17 protein-coding genes and 3 pseudogenes are annotated in these 21,275 nt (G+C 35.6%); 5 read left to right on the top strand and 15 right to left on the bottom strand.

Features of this window, described 5'->3' with window-relative positions:
* Positions 1-186 precede the first annotated feature (186 nt).
* A complete protein-coding gene (locus BkAM31D_RS11355; protein WP_066149169.1) occupies positions 187-747 on the top strand; it encodes a ribonuclease H-like YkuK family protein in 561 nt (186 codons plus the stop codon).
* Positions 748-1,023: 276 nt separating this feature from the next.
* On the opposite strand, the gene BkAM31D_RS11360 is transcribed toward BkAM31D_RS11355, so the two are convergent.
* The 12 genes and pseudogenes from BkAM31D_RS11360 to BkAM31D_RS11415 form a co-directional block, all read right to left on the bottom strand.
* On the bottom strand, positions 1,024-1,254 hold the full coding sequence (locus tag BkAM31D_RS11360; RefSeq protein ID WP_066149171.1) for a hypothetical protein: 231 nt from the start codon (positions 1,252-1,254) through the stop codon (positions 1,024-1,026).
* A gap of 222 nt (positions 1,255-1,476) precedes the next feature.
* Entirely contained in the window at positions 1,477-2,823 is a 1,347-nt protein-coding gene (locus BkAM31D_RS11365) for an allantoinase (protein ID WP_066149173.1), read from the bottom strand.
* Positions 2,824-3,078: 255 nt separating this feature from the next.
* Positions 3,079-4,363: pseudogene (locus BkAM31D_RS11370) on the bottom strand (peptidase).
* A 16-nt stretch (positions 4,364-4,379) separates the two neighbouring features.
* Positions 4,380-5,045, bottom strand: a complete 666-nt coding sequence (locus BkAM31D_RS11375) for a 3-oxoacid CoA-transferase subunit B (RefSeq protein ID WP_066149177.1) — start codon at positions 5,043-5,045, stop codon at positions 4,380-4,382.
* Positions 5,030-5,691, bottom strand: a pseudogene (locus BkAM31D_RS11380) (CoA transferase subunit A). The gene BkAM31D_RS11375 and the pseudogene BkAM31D_RS11380 overlap by 16 nt, the downstream one beginning before the upstream one ends.
* A 48-nt stretch (positions 5,692-5,739) precedes the next feature.
* On the bottom strand, positions 5,740-7,071 hold the full coding sequence (locus BkAM31D_RS11385) for an aspartate aminotransferase family protein (protein WP_066149181.1): 1,332 nt from the start codon (positions 7,069-7,071) through the stop codon (positions 5,740-5,742).
* 57 nt (positions 7,072-7,128) lie between these two features.
* Positions 7,129-7,404: a YokU family protein gene (locus tag BkAM31D_RS11390; protein WP_066149183.1), complete on the bottom strand. Its 276-nt coding sequence runs from the start codon at positions 7,402-7,404 to the stop codon at positions 7,129-7,131.
* A 15-nt stretch (positions 7,405-7,419) separates the two neighbouring features.
* Positions 7,420-8,823 carry a lysine 2,3-aminomutase gene (gene kamA / locus BkAM31D_RS11395; RefSeq protein ID WP_066149185.1) on the bottom strand — a complete coding sequence of 468 codons (1,404 nt, stop codon included), beginning with the start codon at positions 8,821-8,823 and terminating at the stop codon, positions 7,420-7,422.
* Positions 8,824-9,052: 229 nt separating this feature from the next.
* Positions 9,053-9,904: a putative beta-lysine N-acetyltransferase gene (gene ablB, locus BkAM31D_RS11400; protein ID WP_066149187.1), complete on the bottom strand. Its 852-nt coding sequence runs from the start codon at positions 9,902-9,904 to the stop codon at positions 9,053-9,055.
* A 22-nt stretch (positions 9,905-9,926) separates the two neighbouring features.
* The gene (locus BkAM31D_RS11405; RefSeq protein WP_306807465.1) at positions 9,927-11,327 is read right to left on the bottom strand and encodes a sigma-54 interaction domain-containing protein; all 1,401 of its coding nucleotides are present in this window, start codon (positions 11,325-11,327) and stop codon (positions 9,927-9,929) included.
* A gap of 41 nt (positions 11,328-11,368) precedes the next feature.
* The gene (cls, locus tag BkAM31D_RS11410; protein ID WP_306807466.1) at positions 11,369-12,820 is read right to left on the bottom strand and encodes a cardiolipin synthase; all 1,452 of its coding nucleotides are present in this window, start codon (positions 12,818-12,820) and stop codon (positions 11,369-11,371) included.
* A 173-nt stretch (positions 12,821-12,993) separates the two neighbouring features.
* Positions 12,994-14,280, bottom strand: coding sequence for a glycoside hydrolase family 18 protein (locus BkAM31D_RS11415; RefSeq protein ID WP_066149191.1), 1,287 nt, complete (start codon positions 14,278-14,280; stop codon positions 12,994-12,996).
* A 136-nt stretch (positions 14,281-14,416) separates the two neighbouring features.
* Between BkAM31D_RS11415 and BkAM31D_RS24300 the strand changes: the two are divergent.
* Positions 14,417-15,052 (top strand): annotated as a pseudogene (locus BkAM31D_RS24300) (M50 family metallopeptidase).
* 16 nt (positions 15,053-15,068) lie between these two features.
* Here the strand turns inward: BkAM31D_RS24300 and BkAM31D_RS11430 are convergent.
* The gene (locus BkAM31D_RS11430; RefSeq protein ID WP_066149193.1) at positions 15,069-15,638 is read right to left on the bottom strand and encodes a nitroreductase family protein; all 570 of its coding nucleotides are present in this window, start codon (positions 15,636-15,638) and stop codon (positions 15,069-15,071) included.
* Between the two features lie 339 nt (positions 15,639-15,977).
* Between BkAM31D_RS11430 and BkAM31D_RS11435 the strand changes: the two genes are divergently transcribed.
* Genes BkAM31D_RS11435 through yxiS form a run of 3 tightly spaced genes read left to right on the top strand, consistent with a single transcriptional unit; the run spans position 15,978 to position 18,321 of the window.
* Positions 15,978-17,306: a hypothetical protein gene (locus tag BkAM31D_RS11435; RefSeq protein ID WP_235820217.1), complete on the top strand. Its 1,329-nt coding sequence runs from the start codon at positions 15,978-15,980 to the stop codon at positions 17,304-17,306.
* 15 nt (positions 17,307-17,321) lie between these two features.
* Positions 17,322-18,020, top strand: a complete 699-nt coding sequence (locus BkAM31D_RS11440) for a hypothetical protein (protein ID WP_066149197.1) — start codon at positions 17,322-17,324, stop codon at positions 18,018-18,020.
* Between the two features lie 4 nt (positions 18,021-18,024).
* Positions 18,025-18,321 carry a protein YxiS gene (gene yxiS, locus BkAM31D_RS11445; protein WP_066149199.1) on the top strand — a complete coding sequence of 99 codons (297 nt, stop codon included), beginning with the start codon at positions 18,025-18,027 and terminating at the stop codon, positions 18,319-18,321.
* A 72-nt stretch (positions 18,322-18,393) separates the two neighbouring features.
* On the opposite strand, the gene BkAM31D_RS11450 is transcribed toward yxiS, so the two are convergent.
* A complete protein-coding gene (locus BkAM31D_RS11450) occupies positions 18,394-18,576 on the bottom strand; it encodes a hypothetical protein (RefSeq protein ID WP_066149201.1) in 183 nt (60 codons plus the stop codon).
* 114 nt (positions 18,577-18,690) lie between these two features.
* Entirely contained in the window at positions 18,691-21,273 is a 2,583-nt protein-coding gene (locus BkAM31D_RS11455) for a helicase-related protein (RefSeq protein WP_066149203.1), read from the bottom strand.
* Positions 21,274-21,275: the final 2 nt, after the last annotated feature.

Raw genomic sequence — 21,275 nt, forward strand, 5'->3', positions numbered from 1 at the left:
TGCAAAAATAATCACAATATTTTTTATACAAAAATGAGAGGATAACTAAAAGAATCTTATTCAACCTTCATTACTACTTTATAAAAATTACAAAAACACTAAATGAAAGCAGTTAATAAATAGGGCTTGCTTGCATATGATGAATCAAACAGAAAAATGGAAGGTGATCATTTGAAGCGGCCTCGTATGATTCGATATAACTTTCAAAATCTTCAAGAAAAGGATATGTCCTTTGAACAAGTATTTAACAGGATTATAAAATTCATGAAAAGGAAACCGGTTGGGAACTATCGATTAATGGTAGGGACAGATTCACAAGTTCACGCCACGATGACCGTATTTATTACAGGTATTGTTATTCAACATACAGGAAAAGGAGCATGGGCTTGTATTAGAAAAGTGGTTGTTCCAAGAAAGATGGTTCATCTCCATGAACGAATATCACTTGAAACGACATTAACAGAAGAAATCGTTTCGATGTTTACAGAAGAAAAGAAAAGTAAGATGATAGAGATTGTTCTTCCCTATCTTTATCAAGGGGCCACGTTCTCAATAGAAGGACATATTGATATAGGGTCAGGACAGAGAAACAAGACCAGAGATTTTGTTCAAGAAATGGTTGCGCGTCTAGAGATGATTGGCGTTGAACCCAAAATAAAACCAGATGCTTTTGTAGCATCAAGCTATGCAAATCGCTATACGAAAAAAGCTAGTAAGGTCCCGTCAACTGAGTTAAAAATCAAGTAAACTTCTAATTTCCCAATAAAGATAAAATTAGGTTCTACTTGGGTAAATAAAATAGTTTGTTTGATTTTTAGACTTAGCTATTTTAAGAAGCTTTCCAAATCAACAGAGAAGTAGATTGGGTTGCAAAACCCAAGTAGAGCCAATCATTTACCTAGTATGTATCGAACGTTCTATAATCCATATGATCAATTCCTGCTCTTCAGACGTCAACTTTCTTTTTAGTTTCCTTTCACAATCATGGATGAGTTCATCTACTGTCATATTTCCCTCTCCTAACTATCCTTCTAGTTTTTGTATATTTAATTCCTCACCTTTGGCATTTTCACGCTGAGATTTTCTTCCTTTTATCCAATGGAGACCCCAAAATACGAGAACGAGGCTAGTTATAATTGCCCCTGAGTACCATGAGTAACTGATAATCCATTGAAAAATGAGATCTGTACGTGGAATGATCCACAAAATACTTAAGAATAATGAAAAATAAAATATCTTCAATAAATCTGACAAATTATCTACTCCTCTCACACAAGATTGTCCTTATCTTTTATATATGTAAAAATTTAAGAAACATGTCATTCCTTTTGTTAATGCTGATATGATGTTGTTAAGAGAAGTATTTTCAACAAAAAGGCTGACTTAAAAGTATAAAACTTTTAAGTCAGCCTTTTTGTAAAAATGGAGTTTTCTTTCATACGACTCTACTTTCATATTTTATTTATAAGTATCTTTCTATTTAGAGACCCTTAAATCTACGTGCTGAATTTTATCGTTAGCAAATATGCACTTACCGTTTGTAAACGTATATTTAACCTTTCCAATAAACTGTTCCCCAACATATGGACTAATTTTGTGACGATAATAAAGTTCTTTAGCTTGTAGTGTATAAGGTTTTTCTATATCAACAATTACAAAATCGGCATCTGCTCCGACACGAATGGTCCCTTTATTTGCTAGTAACCCAAATCTTTTCGCAGGATTATATGCGGTAACCTGAGCAATTGTTGTTAAAGGAATTCCTCGCTTATGATACCCTTCTGTCAATAGTACAGATAACATACTTTGACACCCTGCAATTCCACCCCAAACGTCAAAAATATTATTACTTTGGAATTTTAAGTCCGGGGGAGATGGGGAATGGTCGGAACTAATAATATCAATATCACCTCTTTGAATGAAATGCCATAGTAACTCAACTTCCTCTTTCTCTCTTAATGGTGGTGCACACTTTGCCAAAGCGCCAATTTCTTCAAATTCAGTTAATGAAAAATATAGATAATGTGGGCAAGTCTCAACGGTAACATCAATTCCAGCTTCTTTTGCTCTAATTATTCGTTCTACAATTTTTGAGCTACTAACGTGACAAATATGAATTTTGCAACCTGTTAACTCTGAATAACGTAAGATCCGTTCAACGGCTTCCAATTCCGATACAATGGGTCTTGTTTGACAATAATCACGTACGGAAAATTTTTTCTCATTAACTGCGATTTCTGTTAAATAATTAATCATTTCATTTGATTCCGCATGTATTGCTAAAATAGAATTTACTTTCGCGATAATACTCATTCCTTTTAGCAATGTCTCATTATCTGCATATTGAAAATCATCGGTACCACTTTCTGACATAAATGCTTTGAATCCGATGGCCCCTTCTAAATGTAATTGCTCTAAATGATTTAGATTGTCAGGGACAAGTCCAGCCCATAACCTGTAATCTACGATGGCTTTTTCAATTGCTAATTGTTCTTTTCTTTGAAACCGCTCTTTTGTTGTAGTTGCCGGATTACTATTTAAGGGCATATCAAAAAAAGTAGTGACACCGCCCGCAGCTAAACTCTTACTTCCTGTTTCGAATCCTTCCCATAATTCTCTTCCTGGTTCGTTAAAATGACAGTGAATATCAATTAAGCCTGGAAAAATATGTGCCCCTTTTGCGTTAATCGTTTGTACATTACCACCTTTTAATTTACCTGCTTCTGTAATGGTTGTGATTTTCCCATTTAAGAGGCCAAGATCTGCTTGAAATACTTCATTCTCTGTTACAATATTGCCAAACTGGATAATCGTATCATGCATTTTGTGGGACCTCCTTCAAAGGTTTGCATTTCTTTAAACGACCTATCACTATGTACAATCATTAAAAAATAGATCAAATTATAGAATTTTGAAAAAGGAGCATATACGTAAAGAACACCTTTTATTTAGTTATAACATTGGTTGTTTTTCTTTTATTTGATTACGTAAGATTAACTTACAGGAATTTTGATCTCAAACGTTCAAAAAACCATGTATTAGGTGATGTGAATCACGAATACATGGCTTTGTATACTTTCAATTGTTATCAGTATAAATTTCGCACCAGTCAATTAACGTTAAAGCGATTATCTCAGCGGCTTCAAATACACGGTCTAGCTCAATATACTCATTTGGGAAATGAGCTTTCTCGGTTACACCAGGGCCAAATATGATGGATGGTGTACATCCAGCCTCCGTTAATAAGCCCCCATCAGTACCCCAAGGTGATGCTTCAATAATAGGGTTTTCATTTAGTACAGATTGATAGTTCTTCTGTATTAGAGCAACTAAAGGATGATCGTTATCAATTGAGCCTGGAACCCATCTTGCTCCAAACCACTCAAGTTTTATTGGATAATCGCTAAACCAAGAATCTAATTTACTAATATCTTTTAACCAATTTTCCATTTCGTTTTTTGCAGCTTCCATTGTTTCTTCTGGTGAAATCCCTAATCTACCTTCAATAATTACTGAATCACAAACAGAAGAAGGCCAATCGCCCCCATTTATTTTTCCAATGTTAATTGGGATTGGGATTGGGATGCTTTTATAAAGGGATCATTAATACGTTTATTTCTTTTTTGCTCTAATAATTTTATATGTTCCATAACAAGCATGCTCTTCTCAATGGCACTTACTCCTTCATATCGAGTTCCTCCATGTGCCGATCTTCCTTTGACTGTTAGGCGAAACCAAATAGATCCTTGTTGTTTAGGGAATATTTTCATATTAGTTGGTTCTGGAATGAGAGCAGCATCAGCTTTGTAACCTTTTAATATAGCAGCTAACGTTCCAGTCCCTCCACTTTCTTCTTCAATGACACTTTCAAAAATCACATCTCCCTTTAGCTTGATATTTAACGCTTGAATCGCTTGAATTGCTAATAAAAGCGCAACATTTCCTCCTTTCATATCTGTTACACCCCGTCCATACATTTTGCCATCTATAATCGAAGCGCTGTACGGCTCAACATGCCATTGTTCGCGATCACCTGCAGGAACGACATCAATATGGCCATTTAAAATAATCGAACGGCCTTTTCCCTGCCCTTTAATACTCCTATCACATTTGGGCTTCCACTAAAGTCTGAACGGTTTGACGCAAAATATTTGCTTTTTACTAGCTCACTTTTATCTGGTTGCCAGACGTCTACATTCATACCCATTCTAGTTATCTCTTCTATTACAATCGTTTGCGCTTCTGCTTCATTCCCTTGAATACTCTTCGCTTGAACTAGTTTTCTTAAGAGATCGATACCATCGTCTTTATTAGAAAGAAGCCAATGATGAATATGGTCTTTAAAATCTTGATTTTTCGTCATCGTCCCGCTCCTTTTGTCAGACATCTAATATTTTTAATTGCGATGAAATGAGTAATTCAGTTCCTGTATTTTGAATGACCTCTTCAATACTATAAGGAGTTAATACTTCCTTTAATAATAAGCCGTCTTTTGTAACTTCAATGACTGCCATATCAGTAATAATTAAGTCAACACATGTTTTAGCTGTTACAGGCAAGTTGCACTTATTTACAATCTTCGGTTCACCATTTTTACTTATATGATTCATTACGACAACGACTTTCTTCGCTTTTGTTGCTAACTCCATTGCGCCTCCAATTCCAGGAACTCGTTTACCTGGAACAATCCAATTTGCTAGATCGCCATCTTTACTAACCTCTAACCCGCCAAGAATCGTTACATCTATATAACCAGATCGAATCATGCCAAAAGCGGTTGCACTGTCGAAATAGGAAGAACCTGCAATAGTCGTAACGGGAAAGCCTGCAGCATTACAAAGCATCGGGTTCTCAGAACCTTTGTCTGGTGATTTTCCCATTCCTAAAATTCCATTCTCGGCATGAAACATTACTTGGTACGAATTAGGGATATGATTAGAAACGAGAGAAGGAATTCCAATTCCTAAGTTGACTATCATTCCATTCTCAATTTCACAAGCTGCTCGTTTGGCAATTCTATTGCGAATATCTATTCCCAAGCCCATTTCCAATCGACCCCTTTACTTTCTATAACTAAATCAACAAACACACCGGGTGTTACGATTTCATGCGGATTTAAATCTCCTAATGGAACAATTTCTTCTACTTCTGCAATTGTAAAAGAACCTGCCATTGCTACTAATGGATTTGTGTTTCTAGCACTAGTATCATAGATTAAATTACCGAAACAATCTGACTTTTTGGCATAGACAATCGAAACGTCAGCAGTTAGGGCTGTTTCTAGTAGATATTCCTTTGCATTCAGTAATACTTTCGCTTTTCCTTCCTCCATGACACTCCCTATCCCAATATCTGTAACGATTGCCGGAAGTCCAACCCCACCAGCCCGAATTCTTTCTGCTAGCGTTCCTTGAGGGGAGAATTCTACTTCTAACTTTCCTTCAACCATTAGTTTCCCCGCAACAGGGTTTGAACCTATATGGGATGCGATTAGTTTCTTCGCTCTTCCTTGACTAATAAGTTTTCCAATCCCTATATTCGGAAATCCAGCGTCATTTCCGATCAATGTCAAATCTTTAATTTCCTTTTCTATTAATCCATTAATTAATGTCGGTGGATTACCAACCCACCAAATCCGCCAAACATTAACGTACAGCCATTATCAATACGTGCTAGAGCCTCATCTAACATTCCAACTTTATTAATTGATTTTTGTGAAAAAGTCATGTTTTCCACCTCTTAACTATTCTTTATGTCTAGTAATGTTTTATCTAGTAGCTCTACTAATTTCCTTATTTGTTTTTTCTTTATTGTTAATGGTGGGGCAATAATAACAGCATCGCCTCCTTTGCCATCCGTTCCTGCTGAAGAAGGGTAAAGGAGAAGTCCATTATTTTGTGCTATATTGACGATCTTATTTGTCAAATTTAAGGAGGAAGGATATGATTTTTTGTTTTGTTGATTTTCTACAAATTCTATTCCTATCATTAATCCTTTACCCCGAATGTCTCCAATAATGGAATGACTATTAGCTAAACCTTTTAACTTTTCCATTAGGTATTTACCTTTGTTAAAAGAGGCATTCACTAAATCGTTTTTTTCGATATAGTCAATAACTGCAAGACCAACTGCAGTAGACTGCGGATTAGCACTAAACGTGTGACCACTCATTACGACTTTAGAACCTGTAAGAATCGGACTGATTACAGCTTCACTGGCCATCGTAGCCGCGATAGGGCTATAACCTGCACTCATTCCTTTTCCAAGAGTCATGATATCTGGCTTTACATCCCAATAATCGATCGCAAACATCTTTCCAGTTCGACCGATTCCAGTCATGACTTCATCTGCGATAAATAATATGTCATTTTGTTCACAGATTTGTTTAATCTTTTGATAATAGCCATCAGGTGGAACGATGACCCCACCTGCAGCGCCTACGATCGGTTCTGCGATAAAAGCAGCTATGTGTTCTGCACCAATACGCTTTATTGCTGTTTCTAAATCATCAGCACAAGCGATTCCGCACTTAGGAACCGAACTTTGAAATGGGCAGCGATAACAATAAGGTGGAGCAACGGTTGGATAATCTTCCAATAACTCTACAAACCTCTCACGCCGTCCTAGATGACCTGACATTGATAAAGCTCCGAGTGTAATGCCATGATAACTAATCCGACGTGATAAGATCTTCATTTTTTTATGCTTTCCTTGCTCTTGCCAATATTGAATCGCGATTTTCATTGCAGTCTCCGTTGCTTCAGAACCACTATTTACAAAGAAAGACCAATAGTCTTGTTCAGCATTCACAAGCGCGCTTAATCTCTTTGCTAAAGCTTCTGCAGGATCTGTTGTAAATTGAGAACGATATACAAAAGACAGCTTTTGAGATTGCTCATAAGCAGACTTTATAATCTCAGGCACGGCGTGGCCAATGCTTGCCGTTACCGCGCCTGAAGATCCGTCTAAATATTCCTTTCCATTTTCATCATAAATATAAATTCCAGATGCTCGAACTGCCTTTGGATAAACATAGTTCATTAACGGTTTAATCAGCAATGAATCTAGCATCTTAATCCCTCTCTCTTTTTAAATGACAGACTATATTTCTTTTAGTAGCTCCCTCCGTCAATCAAATCTGAAATAATTCCGTTTCAATAATTTGGGTTGGTCCATTAATTGTTGATACGTAATGCTTTTTCCTATCTTTTTCGTGTTTATGAGAATGAGTTGATCTTCTAATTCGTTGATGGTTGATTCTAGTTGATACTCCATTCCACAATTCTTACACTTGATACTGGGTGTATTTGTAATTTCGATTGCTCTTGTACCATCAGGAAGTTCCCAAAATACGGTACATGAAATATTTACAGCCCCAAACTCTTCACACCATTCACACTGCATATTATGACCCCCTTTTTAGTTGCGGTCAGTTTCTTTGTCTTTTTTAAATTGAGCATTGTATTTTTTCTCTTTTAGTTGATCTCTCTTCTCACGTTTATCTTTTAATGTTGAATATCCTTCCTTTTCTTGATAACTAGATCGACGATTGTAACGCTCTAATGACTTCGGGATAATCGTCTTCTGCTCATCATTTAAGATTGACGATATCCCCGTATTGCTTTGATTATCCTTGTAATTCTTATACACTTTCTCGAAGTACTCATCAGCACGACCTGCTACATATCCTTTTGGCTCTGGATAACTTGTAATAACGCCTTCAAAATTTCGTAGGACAATTTTTTCTGGGCTTTGTGACAGGATATAATTCGGTTGAAGAGTAATTTTTCCGCCACCACCAGGAGCATCAACTACAAAGGTAGGTACACTATAACCAGAAGTATGACCGCGCAATCCCTCAATAATTTCGAGACCTTTTGAAACAGGTGCACGAAAATGTCCAATTCCTTCAGATAAATCACATTGGTAAATGTAATAAGGACGAACTCTAATTTTGACAAGGTCCAAATTTAATTTCTTCATAATCGGTACACTGTCATTGATTCCTGAAAGTATCACAGCTTGGTTTCCTACTGGCACGCCTGCATCTACAAGCATTTCACAAGCTCTTTTCGATTCCTCAGTTATTTCTATAGACGTATTAAAATGAGTGTTCAACCATACCGGATGATACTTCTTTAAAATATTACAAAGATTCTCAGTAATACGTTGCGGGAATACAACTGGTGCTCTTGTGCCAATTCTAATAATTTCAACATGAGGAATTTCACGTAGATTCTTTAAAATATATTCAAGAATTTTGTCATTTATTAATAAACCATCTCCCCCAGAGAGAAGGACATCACGTACTTTGGGTGTGTTACGAATATAATTTATCGCATCATCTAATTGTTTCTTAGGCACTCCCATTCCAATTTGACCTGAGAAACGACGACGGGTACAGTATCGACAATACATCGAACATTGGTTGGTCACTAGAAAAAGGACACGGTCAGGATAACGATGGGTTAACCCTGGAACTGGAGAGTCTTCATCTTCCTCGAGTGGGTCTTCTAGATCATATTTCGTTTTGTGAATCTCTTGCCCAATCGGGACCGATTGCATTCTAATAGGACACCTTGGATCATCAGGGTTCATTAGAGATGCATAGTACGGGGTGATATTTAAGGGAATTGTCATCGTAGAAATTCGAACCCCCTCCTCCTCCTCCGGGGTCAAATTAATGACCTTCTTTAAATCATCTAAAGTTCGAATTGTATTCGTTAGTTGCCAAATCCAATCATTCCATTGTTCATCTGTGACCCCTTTCCATAGTTCGATGTCTTTCCAATGACGTTCCGGTTTATATAGATCCATTTTCATGGGGACCCCTCCTTAATGAGCTTTCATAATTAGCTTTTGCAAGTATCATGCCAGCTTTATCTTTTGAATAAAGGCTGTCCAATAACTGTGGAGCTGTTTATTTCTACAAAAATTATCAAATAAAAAAGAAGAAAACTGCCAATAAGTTGGCAGTTTTCTTCAATCTCTTGTGATACCAATCATTTTTATGCCTAATATTCGGCATTTTCGACTTAAAAGTTGGCAGCTTTTACGTAGCTAGGTTTTTCACCCATACATTCATATCTTCAAGATTATCGTATATATAACAATTATTTGTCATTCTTCCTGTATACGTATAACCTAACTGATAAAAAGCAGCATTCATGCCGAAGGATAGTGCTCTAGCAATCGAAAATGTACAAAATATATGTTCCCTTCGTAACTCTTCTTCTAATTTAACTAATATTTTCTTCATTAATCCGTACTTTCTGTAGGTAGGAAGAGTTGCACAATCTGTTAGTTCAGCATGATGAAAAGATTTATTTATATCAGCAGAGGCTGCACTTACAATTTCGTTGTTGTACTCTACAATATAAAAGATGCTAGTAGTTCTCAACATCTTTAAAACATATTCTTCCTCATCCATTGGTGTAGGATAAATGGAGAAAACTGTTCGATATAAGGTTGCGAGTTTACCTGCATCTTTTTCCACTGCACGACGAAACACATAATCTTCAGGCGTTCTCTTTAACTCTTGGTTTTTTCCTTTTTTCATAACAGATTCTAAAATTTCATCTTCTTTTACCCAAACATCACTCTTACGTCTCTCTTGGTCTTTGTATAATGTCATAGCGTAATTGTCTGAGCCATTAAAATAACCCGAAAAAATTGCCTCAAGTTGAAATCCGTAGGAAAGTAGTAATTTCCAATGTTCTGCTCTGCTATGAAAAATGCATTTAGAAAATTGATTTTCTATTAGAATTGGTTCAATAGCTTCTAATACCTTTTTGATATTTCCTCGATAATCATCAACTCTTAGACGTTCGTTAAAATAATCAAGGTACAGTTGAACAGTGAATGTTTCATTTGAAAGGATTTTCACTTCCCCTCTTTTTCCCATTGAAAAACCCCTTTCTCCTTTTCTATCGGATTAATTGAAATTTTTTCATTTTATATTGAAGAGTTTGCCTAGGTATTTCTAAAATCTTTGCCGTTTTCAAGATATTGAAGTCCGTCATTTTTAAAGCATCAGTAATAAGCTTTACTTCCGTTTCTTCTAATGTTTCTCGGAGAGGTTTAATGAATACTTCAGATCCATTTTGATTGTTCCTGCGGTTCTCCAATAAATATTGTGGCAAATGCATAATTGTAATCTTGTCCTTTTCAACCAGATTCATAGCAAATTCTATGGAGTGTTCTAATTCTCTAATATTTCCTGGCCACTGATGGTACATTAATCTTTCAATAGCGGTTTCATCAATACCAGTTACTAGTTTTTGAAATTTATTATTATATTTTTTAATGAAATGTTGAACTAAGAGCGGAATATCCTCAATTCTTTTACGCAGAGGTGGGATTTCAATGAAGATAACATTTAATCGATAATATAAATCAGACCGTAATAGTTGTTTTTCAATACAGGAATGAGGATGTTCGTTCATTGCAACGATCATCCTCACATCTACTGCATAAGCTTCTGTCCCTCCAACTCTCCGAATGACACCATCTTCAAGGACTCGGAGTAATTTTGATTGGAATTCAAGTGACATTGTATTGATCTCATCAAGAAACAGGGTGCCATTATGTGCCAGTTCAAATAAGCCTGCTCGATCAACTGAACCAGTAAAGCTCCCCTTCTTTGTACCAAACAAAGTACTTTCTAACAATGAAGCTGGGAGAGTTGCACAATTTTGTGCAATAAATTGATTGTTTTTTCGTGGCGAGTAATTATGAATAGATTGAATTAATAATTCCTTCCCTGTCCCAGTCTCTCCATAAATCATCACAGGAGAAGATGTGTGAGCAGCTCTTTTAGCTAATTCTTTTACTTTATACATTTCGTTAGAGGTTGTAACGATATCATCAAATGTATAGTTTGCACCAGTAATTGATACGGGTTTCAATCGTTGCTTATGAACTTTTCCTTGAAGTTCAAGTAATGATTGCGAAAGCTTCCTAACTCTGGTTAAGTCCTTCGCGATCTCAACAGCACCGATCGTCTTTTTTCCGACTTTTATCGGTAAAGTTGTATTGACTGTATCAATGAATTGCCCTTTTATGTTTTTATAAGATTGTGATTGTTGATAAATGGGGTCGCCGTTTTCAATTACTTTAAGCAATGTGCTTGATTGTTTATTTAATGACGGGAAAACTTCTAATACATGTTTCCCAAGAACATCGACAATATCTACACCATCATTATTAGCAGCTACCTGATTATAATAAATAGTTATGCCGTTTGAATCTACGACATGAATTCCTTCATCAATACTTCCTAAAATCGCCTCTAACATTTGCTTTGTTTCAAACGGTTCTAGGAACAAGTCATTCACCCCTCTCAACACAGATGCTCATTTAATACGAGTTATAGGATTGGTGATAATAACCTTGAAATAGATTCTTTAAATCTTATTTTTAATGACCGTTGTTCATATTCATGAAGTGTAAGTTCTTTAGATTGTTTAATGTCCTCTTGAAATACCCTTGTTAAGTTAGAAACTTCTTCTTGAGAGTAAAGAAACGCATTCACTTCAAAATTCAACCTGAAACTTCGAACATCAATATTCGCCGTACCAACAGACGCAATTTGATCATCACACACGATTGTTTTGCAATGTAAGAAGCCATTATTGTATATATACACTTTAGCGCCTATTTTTAGAAGCTCCCCTATATTAGAATAGGTTGCCCAATATACAAACGGATGGTCTGGTTTATTAGGTAACATTATTCGAACATCTAATCCCGAAAAACAAGCAATTTTTAATGCATCTAATAAACTATCGTCAGGAATAAAATAAGGCGTTTGGATATAAACATATTCTTTCGCAGATAAAATCATCTTAATATATGCTTTCTTTATTTGTTGGAGTTGCGAATCTGGCCCACTTGAAACAATCTGGATTCCTACCTTCCCATAATTTCTAGAGAATGGATAAAGAAAATCTTTAATAAGTAACTCTTTATTGGCAGCTTGATTCCAGTCTTGGATAAATCTTGTTTGAATATGATTAACGGCCTCCCCTTTTATTTTAAGGTGAGTGTCTCGCCAATATCCAAATCGATGATTTAATCCTAAGTATTCATCTCCTACGTTAAAGCCACCGATATAGCCAATTTCACCATCAATCACTACTAGTTTGCGATGGTTTCGAAAGTTAAGTGTTAAATTTATGAAAGGAATTCTCGAAGGAAAAAAAGCCTCAACTTCACCTCCGGCATTTTTAATTTTTCCGATAAATCGTTTACTCAAACCTCTTGATCCTAAATCATCATATAACAACCGTACTTGAACACCTTCACGCGCTTTTTTTGCTAGTTCATTTGCTATTTTATTACCTAACTCATCATCTCGAATAATGTAATACAATATATGTATATGTGTTTTAGCCTGTTTAATATCATTTAAGAGTGAGTCAAATTTCTCTTTCCCACTTGTATAAATGGTGACTTGATTATTTTGAGTCAGTAAAGAGGCGTTATTGGTCAAATTCATTATAATAAAATCTTTATACTTCTCTATAACAGGATCATATAGGCGTCCATTACGAACTCGTAAAGTCTCTAATTGATTCGTGACAGCTCCTTTTAGCAATTCGTAGCTTCTTTTATCCCAGCGAAAAAGTTTTGACCTACTTAAATTCCTCCCAAAAATGATATATAAAATAAAACCAACTATCGGTAAGAAAGTAAGGACGAGTGCCCATGTCCAAATAGAATTTACATTTCTTCTTTCTAAAAAAATAATCATCAGTACAAGTGCTGTATTCATGATAAAAATGATTGATACCATAATTGCCATTACATTCATCATCATGCCTCCACCCATTTAACAGTTAATGCGTATATGATTAGAATAACATGTTTCCATCAATTGTCTAATAAACCAAATAAATGTCTTGATAGAGTTCAGTTAAAGGGTGGAAAGCCGACTTCATAAGTTGAAATAAAAGCGAAAACGCATTTCCGCCTAAGCATAGTCTGCATTGACTAACGTTTAATTACATTGAAATTTTCACCTATTAGAAGCCAATTTTGTGGAAAAGGCAGCCCAAGTTTCCAGTAACTAATCCCTCTCAAACCTAGTCGCTTTATTAGATTAAATTTCGCTTGAATGGAACGGGCATCTTCGAACCAAACTTTGTGGGCTTTCGATTGTTCATCAACATAATCAAAATGAGGGGCTTGTGCTTGATAATCATATTGAATGGCCACTTGATTATCACGAGCAATTTCAATCGCCTTTTGGGGACTAATGGCTCGTGCGTATGGACCACCTTGAATATAAGGCAAAGTCCAATCATATCCATATAAATTTTGCCCCATTATAATTTTTGAGGCGGGCATTTCTGTTAATGCATATTGGATTACTTGTTCTACTGGACCAATTGGTGATACCGCCATTGGCGGTCCTGCAGAATATCCCCATTCATACGTCATTAACACGACAAAATCGACTATTTCACCATGAGCTCTATAATCATGAGCCTCATACCATTGCCCTGGCTGATCAGCCCTTGTTTTCGGTGCTAGGGCAGTTGAAATGAGTAGCCTTTCTGCTCTTAATCTTTCAGCTGCTCTTCTTAAAAAGTGATTATAAGCAATTCGTTGATCTCCTGGCAAAAATTCAAAATCAAAATGAACATCTGTAAATCGTCCAACCCTTTTCGTTTCAGCAATAATATTATCCAATAGTAACTCCTGCACAGCCCGACTCTGAAGAATTTCTCTACCTAGTTCACCACTGAATTGACCTCCTTCTAGATTCGTTATTACCATCATTAGTGATGCCCCCGTTTCTCGTGCAACTTCTGGTATTCCAGTTAAAGGCTGAGGATTCAATGAGCCGTCTCTTCTAACTTCATAGCTAAAAGGTGCTAAATAGGTCAAATAGGGTCCAGCTCTTCTTGCATCACTTAGAAGAGCTGGGCTTACAGTACCTCTAGGTTCAATGTATGCATTCGTTTCTATACTCTGTTTAACTGCCGGGGGAATGTATATTCGTATTCCAACTCGTAACGGCTGCAATAAATTTATTTGATTAATTTGCGCTAATGTAAAGTAATCAATTCCAAAACGTTGACCTATCGACCAGAGACTATCGCCTTGTTGTACCCAATAAAACTGCCCCCAAATAGGAATGACGATTGATTGACCGATTACAAGTTGATTTGGGATTGAAATCTTATTTGTTTGAACAAGTTCACTAACAGTCGTTTGATAACTTTGAGCAATAGTCCAAAGTGTATCACCTGGTCGAACCACATGGATTTGCACAGTTTCATCCCCCATTTCTTAGAAGACAAGAATTCTTTGATTATGGTATGAGGTATAGAAAATGTCCTATACACTGTCTTTTTAAAAAGGCTATGATATGGATATGATTGTTGTAAGGAGGGTCAAAATGGAATTAATGTATTTATCGATCTTACTAGCATTAATAGTATCGTTCCTTCCGTATTTAAAATCTATTTTAGGAACCATTCATACTTTAATTCATGAAACAGGTCATGCACTTGCTGCTATCTTGACTAGCGGGAAAGTTTACAAAATCTACCTTTACTCAAATACAAGCGGGTTAGCATATACTGGATCAACTTCTTGGCTAAGCTCAGTGATTATCGCTTATGCAGGATACACTTTTTCATCATTAGTCGTGCTCTTTGCCTTTTACTTAATCATCCATTAAAAGGTCATTATCTTATTTTATATTTACCTTTTTATCGCTTTGAGTAATCTAGTTCTTTGGGTACGCAATACTTATGGGGTTATATGGCTTACTTGTTATTTAATCGGATCTATACTTGTCATTTATAATCAACTTGTGGAAGTTAAAGCTTTTGTTGTTTATTTGTTGTCGAGCATCATCTTAGTCCAATCTGTATTAGCGTCGATAGCAATTTTTCTAAAAAGCATTACGAATGCCTCCCAAGCTGGAGATGCAACAAGTTTACAAAAGTTAACGTTTATTCCCGCTTTTATATGGGGCTTTCTCTTTTTCTCTCAATCGGTAGTGGCAGCTTCTTATATCGTTATTTATTTAATTTAATAATAAAGAGTAAGTCTCAATTCAACCATGTTGTAAATGATTCAAAAGAAGTCTTCGTAACGGAAGGAGGATTCATGTCAGGATAGCCTAAATATATAAACGCTACAAGATCTCCATTTTGAGATAGCTGGAAAAAATCTTTTACTTTTGGATGATAGCAAAGCGGACCCGTTCTCCAAATCGCTCCTAACCCGAAATAATGTGCGGCTAATAGCATATTCTGTACGGCACTATGAACAGCTGCATATTCTTCAATTGAGATTACATTTCTTTGAGAGTGAGGTTCAACTGCAACAGCAATGATTACCGGTGCTCGTAATGGATTTTTTTTTGCTCGTTCAAGTTTCTTTGATTTCACATCTAGATTCTCTTCTTGAATTTGCTCATCTTCAATCTTTTCAAATAATAGGCCTAATCGTTTTCGTGCATCACCTTCAAGCACAAAAAACTTCCAAGGTTCTGTTCGATAATGATTAGGAGCGTGAATCCCTGCATGTAATACTTCCTCTATTAATTCATGCGGTACAGGGTCTGACTTTACTTTTCCAATACTTCTTCTAGTAAGAATTCCCTTAATTAAATCCATTAGAGCCCTCCTTAGGTAAAAAACTTTTCACAGAAAACATTGTTCAATGAGTTAATCTCGTTTTTCAACGCAGGTTTTTTTAGTAAAGTAATACAAGTTGATTTGAAAATTAAGCATTATTAAAATAACAGCTTATTGCTCCTATATGATATATTTTGGCTATTTATGATAAAGTAAGATAAGTGAGACGAGTCAAAATGTTTCCCCCTTTACGGAGACTAAATGGACACCTTAAAATATACTAATAACAATCTATATGATCACATCTTCAAATTAGGTCAAAGGAGTTGACCCATTACGAAACAGAATATTTTTCGAATTTTAGGCGTAATTTGTTATTTGACTTCCATACTATATTTAATTGAATTATTTTCCCAAAGTGAACTACTTAAGTTAATTTATAGTAGTTTAGCCGGGGTGTTACTTTTCTCTACACTCTTTTTCTTATCTAATGTCAACCGGGTTGTCGTTTTAACCTTAGTTGCTATCGGTAGTTACTTACTTATAAGAGAAGATGCTGGCTTTAAGACAGCCGTACTAGGGTTAGGAGAAAACACAAACCTGCTATCCTTATTTTTGTTGATTCCGTTGATCGGCACTTTCATGTCAACAGCTGGATATTTATCTGCACTTAAACAAAAAGTGCAAGCGAAGACAAAAGCAACTGGGGCACATCCTTATCGACTTAGTTTTATCTTAACGGCCACCATTAGTATTCTATTAAACTTTGGCTCAATGGCGATTGTTAAACGAATCATCGATGAAAGCTTTTCAGGTTTTCAGAACAAAAAATTAACATTAAATATTATGCGAGCCTTTGCTACTTCGATGTTCTGGTCACCATATTTTGTTAATGTCGCTTTAGTTTTGGTTTTATTTGATGTTGCTTGGATTGATATCGGCGGGTTCGGCCTGATCATTGCTTGTATTTACATTCTCATTTGTATCGCAATGTTTCGTTACATATCTTTTCCGGTTGATCCACTTATCGAGAGAACGGACAGCGAAGAAAAGTCATTTGGATCCTCTTCTTTACGTCCATTCGCGCTCTTTGCAATCGTTCTAGTATGTTTATCTTTTTTACTGGATTTTATTTTAGAAGTAAATATGTTAACGATCGTGTCGTTATTATCAATAGTACTTCCAATAATTTGGGCCGTTCTTTCAAAGGTATTCAAAACATTTATCCAAAATGTGATTGAACAAATATTCTACTCTTTTGAGCGATTGAAAAATGAGTTAGCAGTCTTTATAAGTGCTGGCTTTTTAGGAGTGGCAATGTCTCTCACAAATATCGGTGCCTTAATCTCGGGCTTTCTATTCGAGGCATCATACGGATCAATTTATTTATTAAGTTTGTTGCTTGTATTAATTGCAACATTATTAGCACAAATAGCCATTCACCCTGTTATTATTGTTATTGGTATCGGAAGTGCGTTATCACCAGCTATGTTTGGTGTTAGTGCTGAGTATTTAGCGCTGCTATTACTTATCTCATGGTCTATTGCAACACAATTATCTCCATTCTCAGGACAAATATTAATGGCGTCAAGGTTAATGGAGCAACCGAGCAGAGTCATCGTCAAGCAGAACATTCTGTTCGTTTCACTAAGTGGTGTTATCTTAACAACCATTTTATATAGCTTTTATTTACTAGGATGGGTATAGGAAGGGTTTTTTTAAATGGAAAGTCATGTTCATAAACACCTTAAGAAACAATCTTTGTATTGGCTGAAAGAAAAAATGACTGATTTATGTGCAAATGAAGTTAAGTTATTTGTTCGCAGAAAACGTTTTAAAGCAGATGCTCTTGGGATCAATCTAAAAAGGAAAGAAGCACGTATTATTGAGGTGAAAGCAACTCGCTCTGACTTTTTACGAGATGAAGTGCTTCACTCAGATTGTGGCTATTATCAAATCGCCCATTATGCTTATATTATGACACCTGTTGGTCTGATAACTTTAGATGAAGTACCAAAGGGGTATGGCCTATTGGAAATTGATGAATACGATACAATTATCGTTAAACGAAAGCCAACTCGTAATCCAAATCCTGTTCTAAGCTTAGATATCCTTATAAAACGTACCGGGCGAGCTGCAACAAATGCTGTTTTATACCAGGAACTTTCGAGAGAGACAAAAGATAAAACGGATGGGGAATTTTCAAAAGGGGCAACCGTTCAATTAATAAGCGCTACATGTCCTGCATGCAAAAAAAGAAAAAAATATTTAACAAAAATTAACGAAGCTGAGGTAGCTTGTAAAGCACGAGGCTGTAAGAATGCAATTCCCCTCTCAAAAGCAAGAGTGCATATCATTACACAATACAATGAAAGTTTCTTTAAACAATTAAAACAACTCAACGATGAAGAACAGGAGTAAGCATATGAATAAAAAAGAAATGGAAGAAAAGATTATCGAAAACTATCAAAAAGATGAGAGCATGATGGTTCTAGTTTTTGCTCAATGGTGCATTAATCAAGATTTAGATCCGATTGAGATATATAAGAAAGCTTACCCTAACCAAGAGAAAAATGAAGCTCTTGATTATGCGTTAAACTTAACTGTCCCTAAAGAGGAATCAGAAACGATCGCTAATGAAACTTTACTTGGAGTCCTGTCTTTATTTGGGAATGATGACCTTGCATTTATCGTTCAAGAGGAAATAAAGAAAATGCAATAAAAATAAAAAAGAGGATGAATGATTGGAGTTACATATTCCTTCATTCATCTTCTATTATGTTACACGCAATTTTTAGTCACTAATATGCTCGGTTGACCTTTTTATGTATACTAATAAACCAAGATAAAGGACATTCATGACAACAGTAAACAATAGAATTTCAACTAAATAATCTATCCCTGTAAACAGACTTCCGATAAGCAAGCCATTTATAAAGAAGAAACCTATAATAATTAATATTTTTCTTGCTGACAAGATTATCACTCCTTTATAAAAGATTGAATTGATTTTAAATCATTTGCAAACATTTAGCAAATAGATCAAAAAGGAGATCCATTATGGATGTATCTCCTTTAGTCATTATTTGCTTCACTTAAAAGCTTTTCTTCTATTGTTTCTAAATTGGTGGCTTTGTCTTTTCTTAGATTTTAGAGCATAACAGTGATCACAAATAGTAAAGGCATGATCCCATTCTAAGCTCTTTCCACAATGCTTACATTTTTTTGTTAAATTCTTGACGTCATTTTTTAAATATTCATGTACGCCATCACTTATTTCTTCTCTTACTCTTTCCCAATACATTGCCTCTGTCCGCTTATCGAGACGATATAAAAATAACAAATGCAACCCGATTGACTTATAAGAAAGTTCCATTTCTTCAAGTGAACTTCTAGTGATTTGAGGTTCTGGTAATTCTTCTCCTCTGATAATCGCAACCATTTTGTCTTGCCATTGTTCTATTAGCCCTGAATCTTTTGTTGAAAAAGGCAAGTGCAAGAATCCATACAAGTCCATCATTGATAGGCGTGCTTCAATTTCTGTCCCACGAATTGTTTCATATAATTCTTTTTCTTCAGAGAGTGAGGCTTTCTTCGTTCCTTTGGGACTCTCAAATTTATCCCAAAGCTCAAAGAATGTCCCTAAATCGCGATAATATTTTTGAAAGCGTTCAAACACTGATGCGGTTGGAGCAATGGCAAAGGTCTGAATGGAATCATCTTCTTGTTGAAGAAGGTGCTTCATTAATTTAATATCTGATGCAAATGCTACTTTGCCAACATCATAAATTCCTTTACGTCCAGCTCTTCCTGCAATTTGCTTTACTTCCTGAGAGGTCAAACGTCGTCTTCTCGAACCGTCGAACTTTTCATTTTCTAAAAAAGCAATCCGCCGAATCGGTAAATTTAACCCCATTCCGATTGCGTCTGTTGATACAATAACAGTTGTTTCACCTTCAATAAAGCGCTGCATTTGTTTTTTTCTTGTTTCAGGCGGCATACTGCCATAGATCATGCTTACAGAATGGCCGTTTTTTTGTAATTGTGACGCTGTCTCAAGTACCCTCCGCCTCGAGAAACAGACAAGAGCATCACCTTTTTTTGTTTGATTCATTGTAAATTCTTTTCTTTCAACTTTTAATGGAATGTCTCGCTTATAATCATAAATTTCAATATCAGAGTCTCCCAATAACTGAAGGGTCATTTTTTCGACATTGCGACTTCCTATAATATGAACTTCTTTTGCATTGGCTTTCGTTATAGCTTTATACCATGAAAAACCACGATCTTTATCGGCAATCATTTGCGCTTCATCAATGACAATTACTTCATAAGCCTCTTTCTCATGAAACATTTCTACCGTACAGGAGTGATGAGTAGCACCAGAAACGACCTTTTCCTCTTCCCCTGTTCTTAATGTGCATAAGACACCTTCTCCATTTAATTTATCAAAAACTTCTAGAGCTAATAGGCGTAGGGGGGCTAAATATAATCCACTCTGTGCTTTTTTCATACGCTGAAGTGCATGATGTGTCTTTCCGGTATTGGTTTCACCTATATGCAGTACATAGCGAATGCTTCTTCCTGCTGACGGCCTATACTCACGTCCGAAAATGTCATCTAATATTCGCTCTTCTTCCTCCTGTTTTTTTCTAATAGCCTCTTCTTCTTCTTGCCGCTTACGCTCCCTTTCTTGTAAATCTTTGTAGTATATTTCTTTATGTACTACTAGATCATAAGGGACATCTGCAAGCTTTAATAAATCTGCTAAAATTTCTGATTGTATTTGCGAAAAATATTTTTTCCGCCAAGGGGTAACAGTAAGTTCCACCAGTCCTTTTACTTTTGAAGGGGACAAGTTGTCATTATAAATTTCATAATATTTCGTGGTGATTTCGTTCGTGAATTGAGTGAATAAAAGTTCACCTATATAATTTACTAACTCATCTTCAACAAACGTATAATAGGAATTAAAATATGTCTCGTATTCCCAGTAATAAGCTCTATGCACCTCTCCTGTCAGTTCATCTAAGAATTTAGAGACAGTGAAATAATCTGAACTATTGAAAGGACCTATTTTCTCTAATTTTTCTTCAATTTTTATGGTTTCAATCATTCTATATTTAGGCTTTGTTGTGAAGTCGCGCGACAGTTTTCTGCTCACTTTGTGACGAAGGTATAGATAAATGTTTATTTCTTCTTCTTTCATGAGCTTATTAATAATTGTTTCAACATCTTTTTGAAATTCGAATCTTTTTTGGGCTTTTGCTTCCTCGATTAAAAATTTCTTATAACGTTCTGTAGCTGTTTTGTATTTCTTTCTCCAGTTATCATCAGTACGAAAAGTTTGATCTAACCATTCAATTACATTAAACGGTTCAAAATTTCGCATTTCATTCCGAAAGAGTCGATTTAAAATTTTCCGGTCGATTCCATCAACGTCATAATTATGTTGAGCTAATATTGCTTTTTTCTCTTTTTTTGAAATTGAACTAGTTACTTTATTTAACCAAACATTTAGCCAAATCTGTTCAAGATAATTTCTTCGATCTGTTTTATATTGCTCATAATTAGGTAATTTGTCTAATACCTCAAGATAACGGTCAATATCATCAAGTACTTTTCGTTTTGTATGTTCAATAGCTTGTGGATACACGGTCATTAATTTAGTCATGA

It is taken from the genome of Halalkalibacter krulwichiae (genome assembly GCF_002109385.1).
GTDB classification, from domain to species: Bacteria; Bacillota; Bacilli; order Bacillales; family Bacillaceae_D; genus Halalkalibacter; species Halalkalibacter krulwichiae.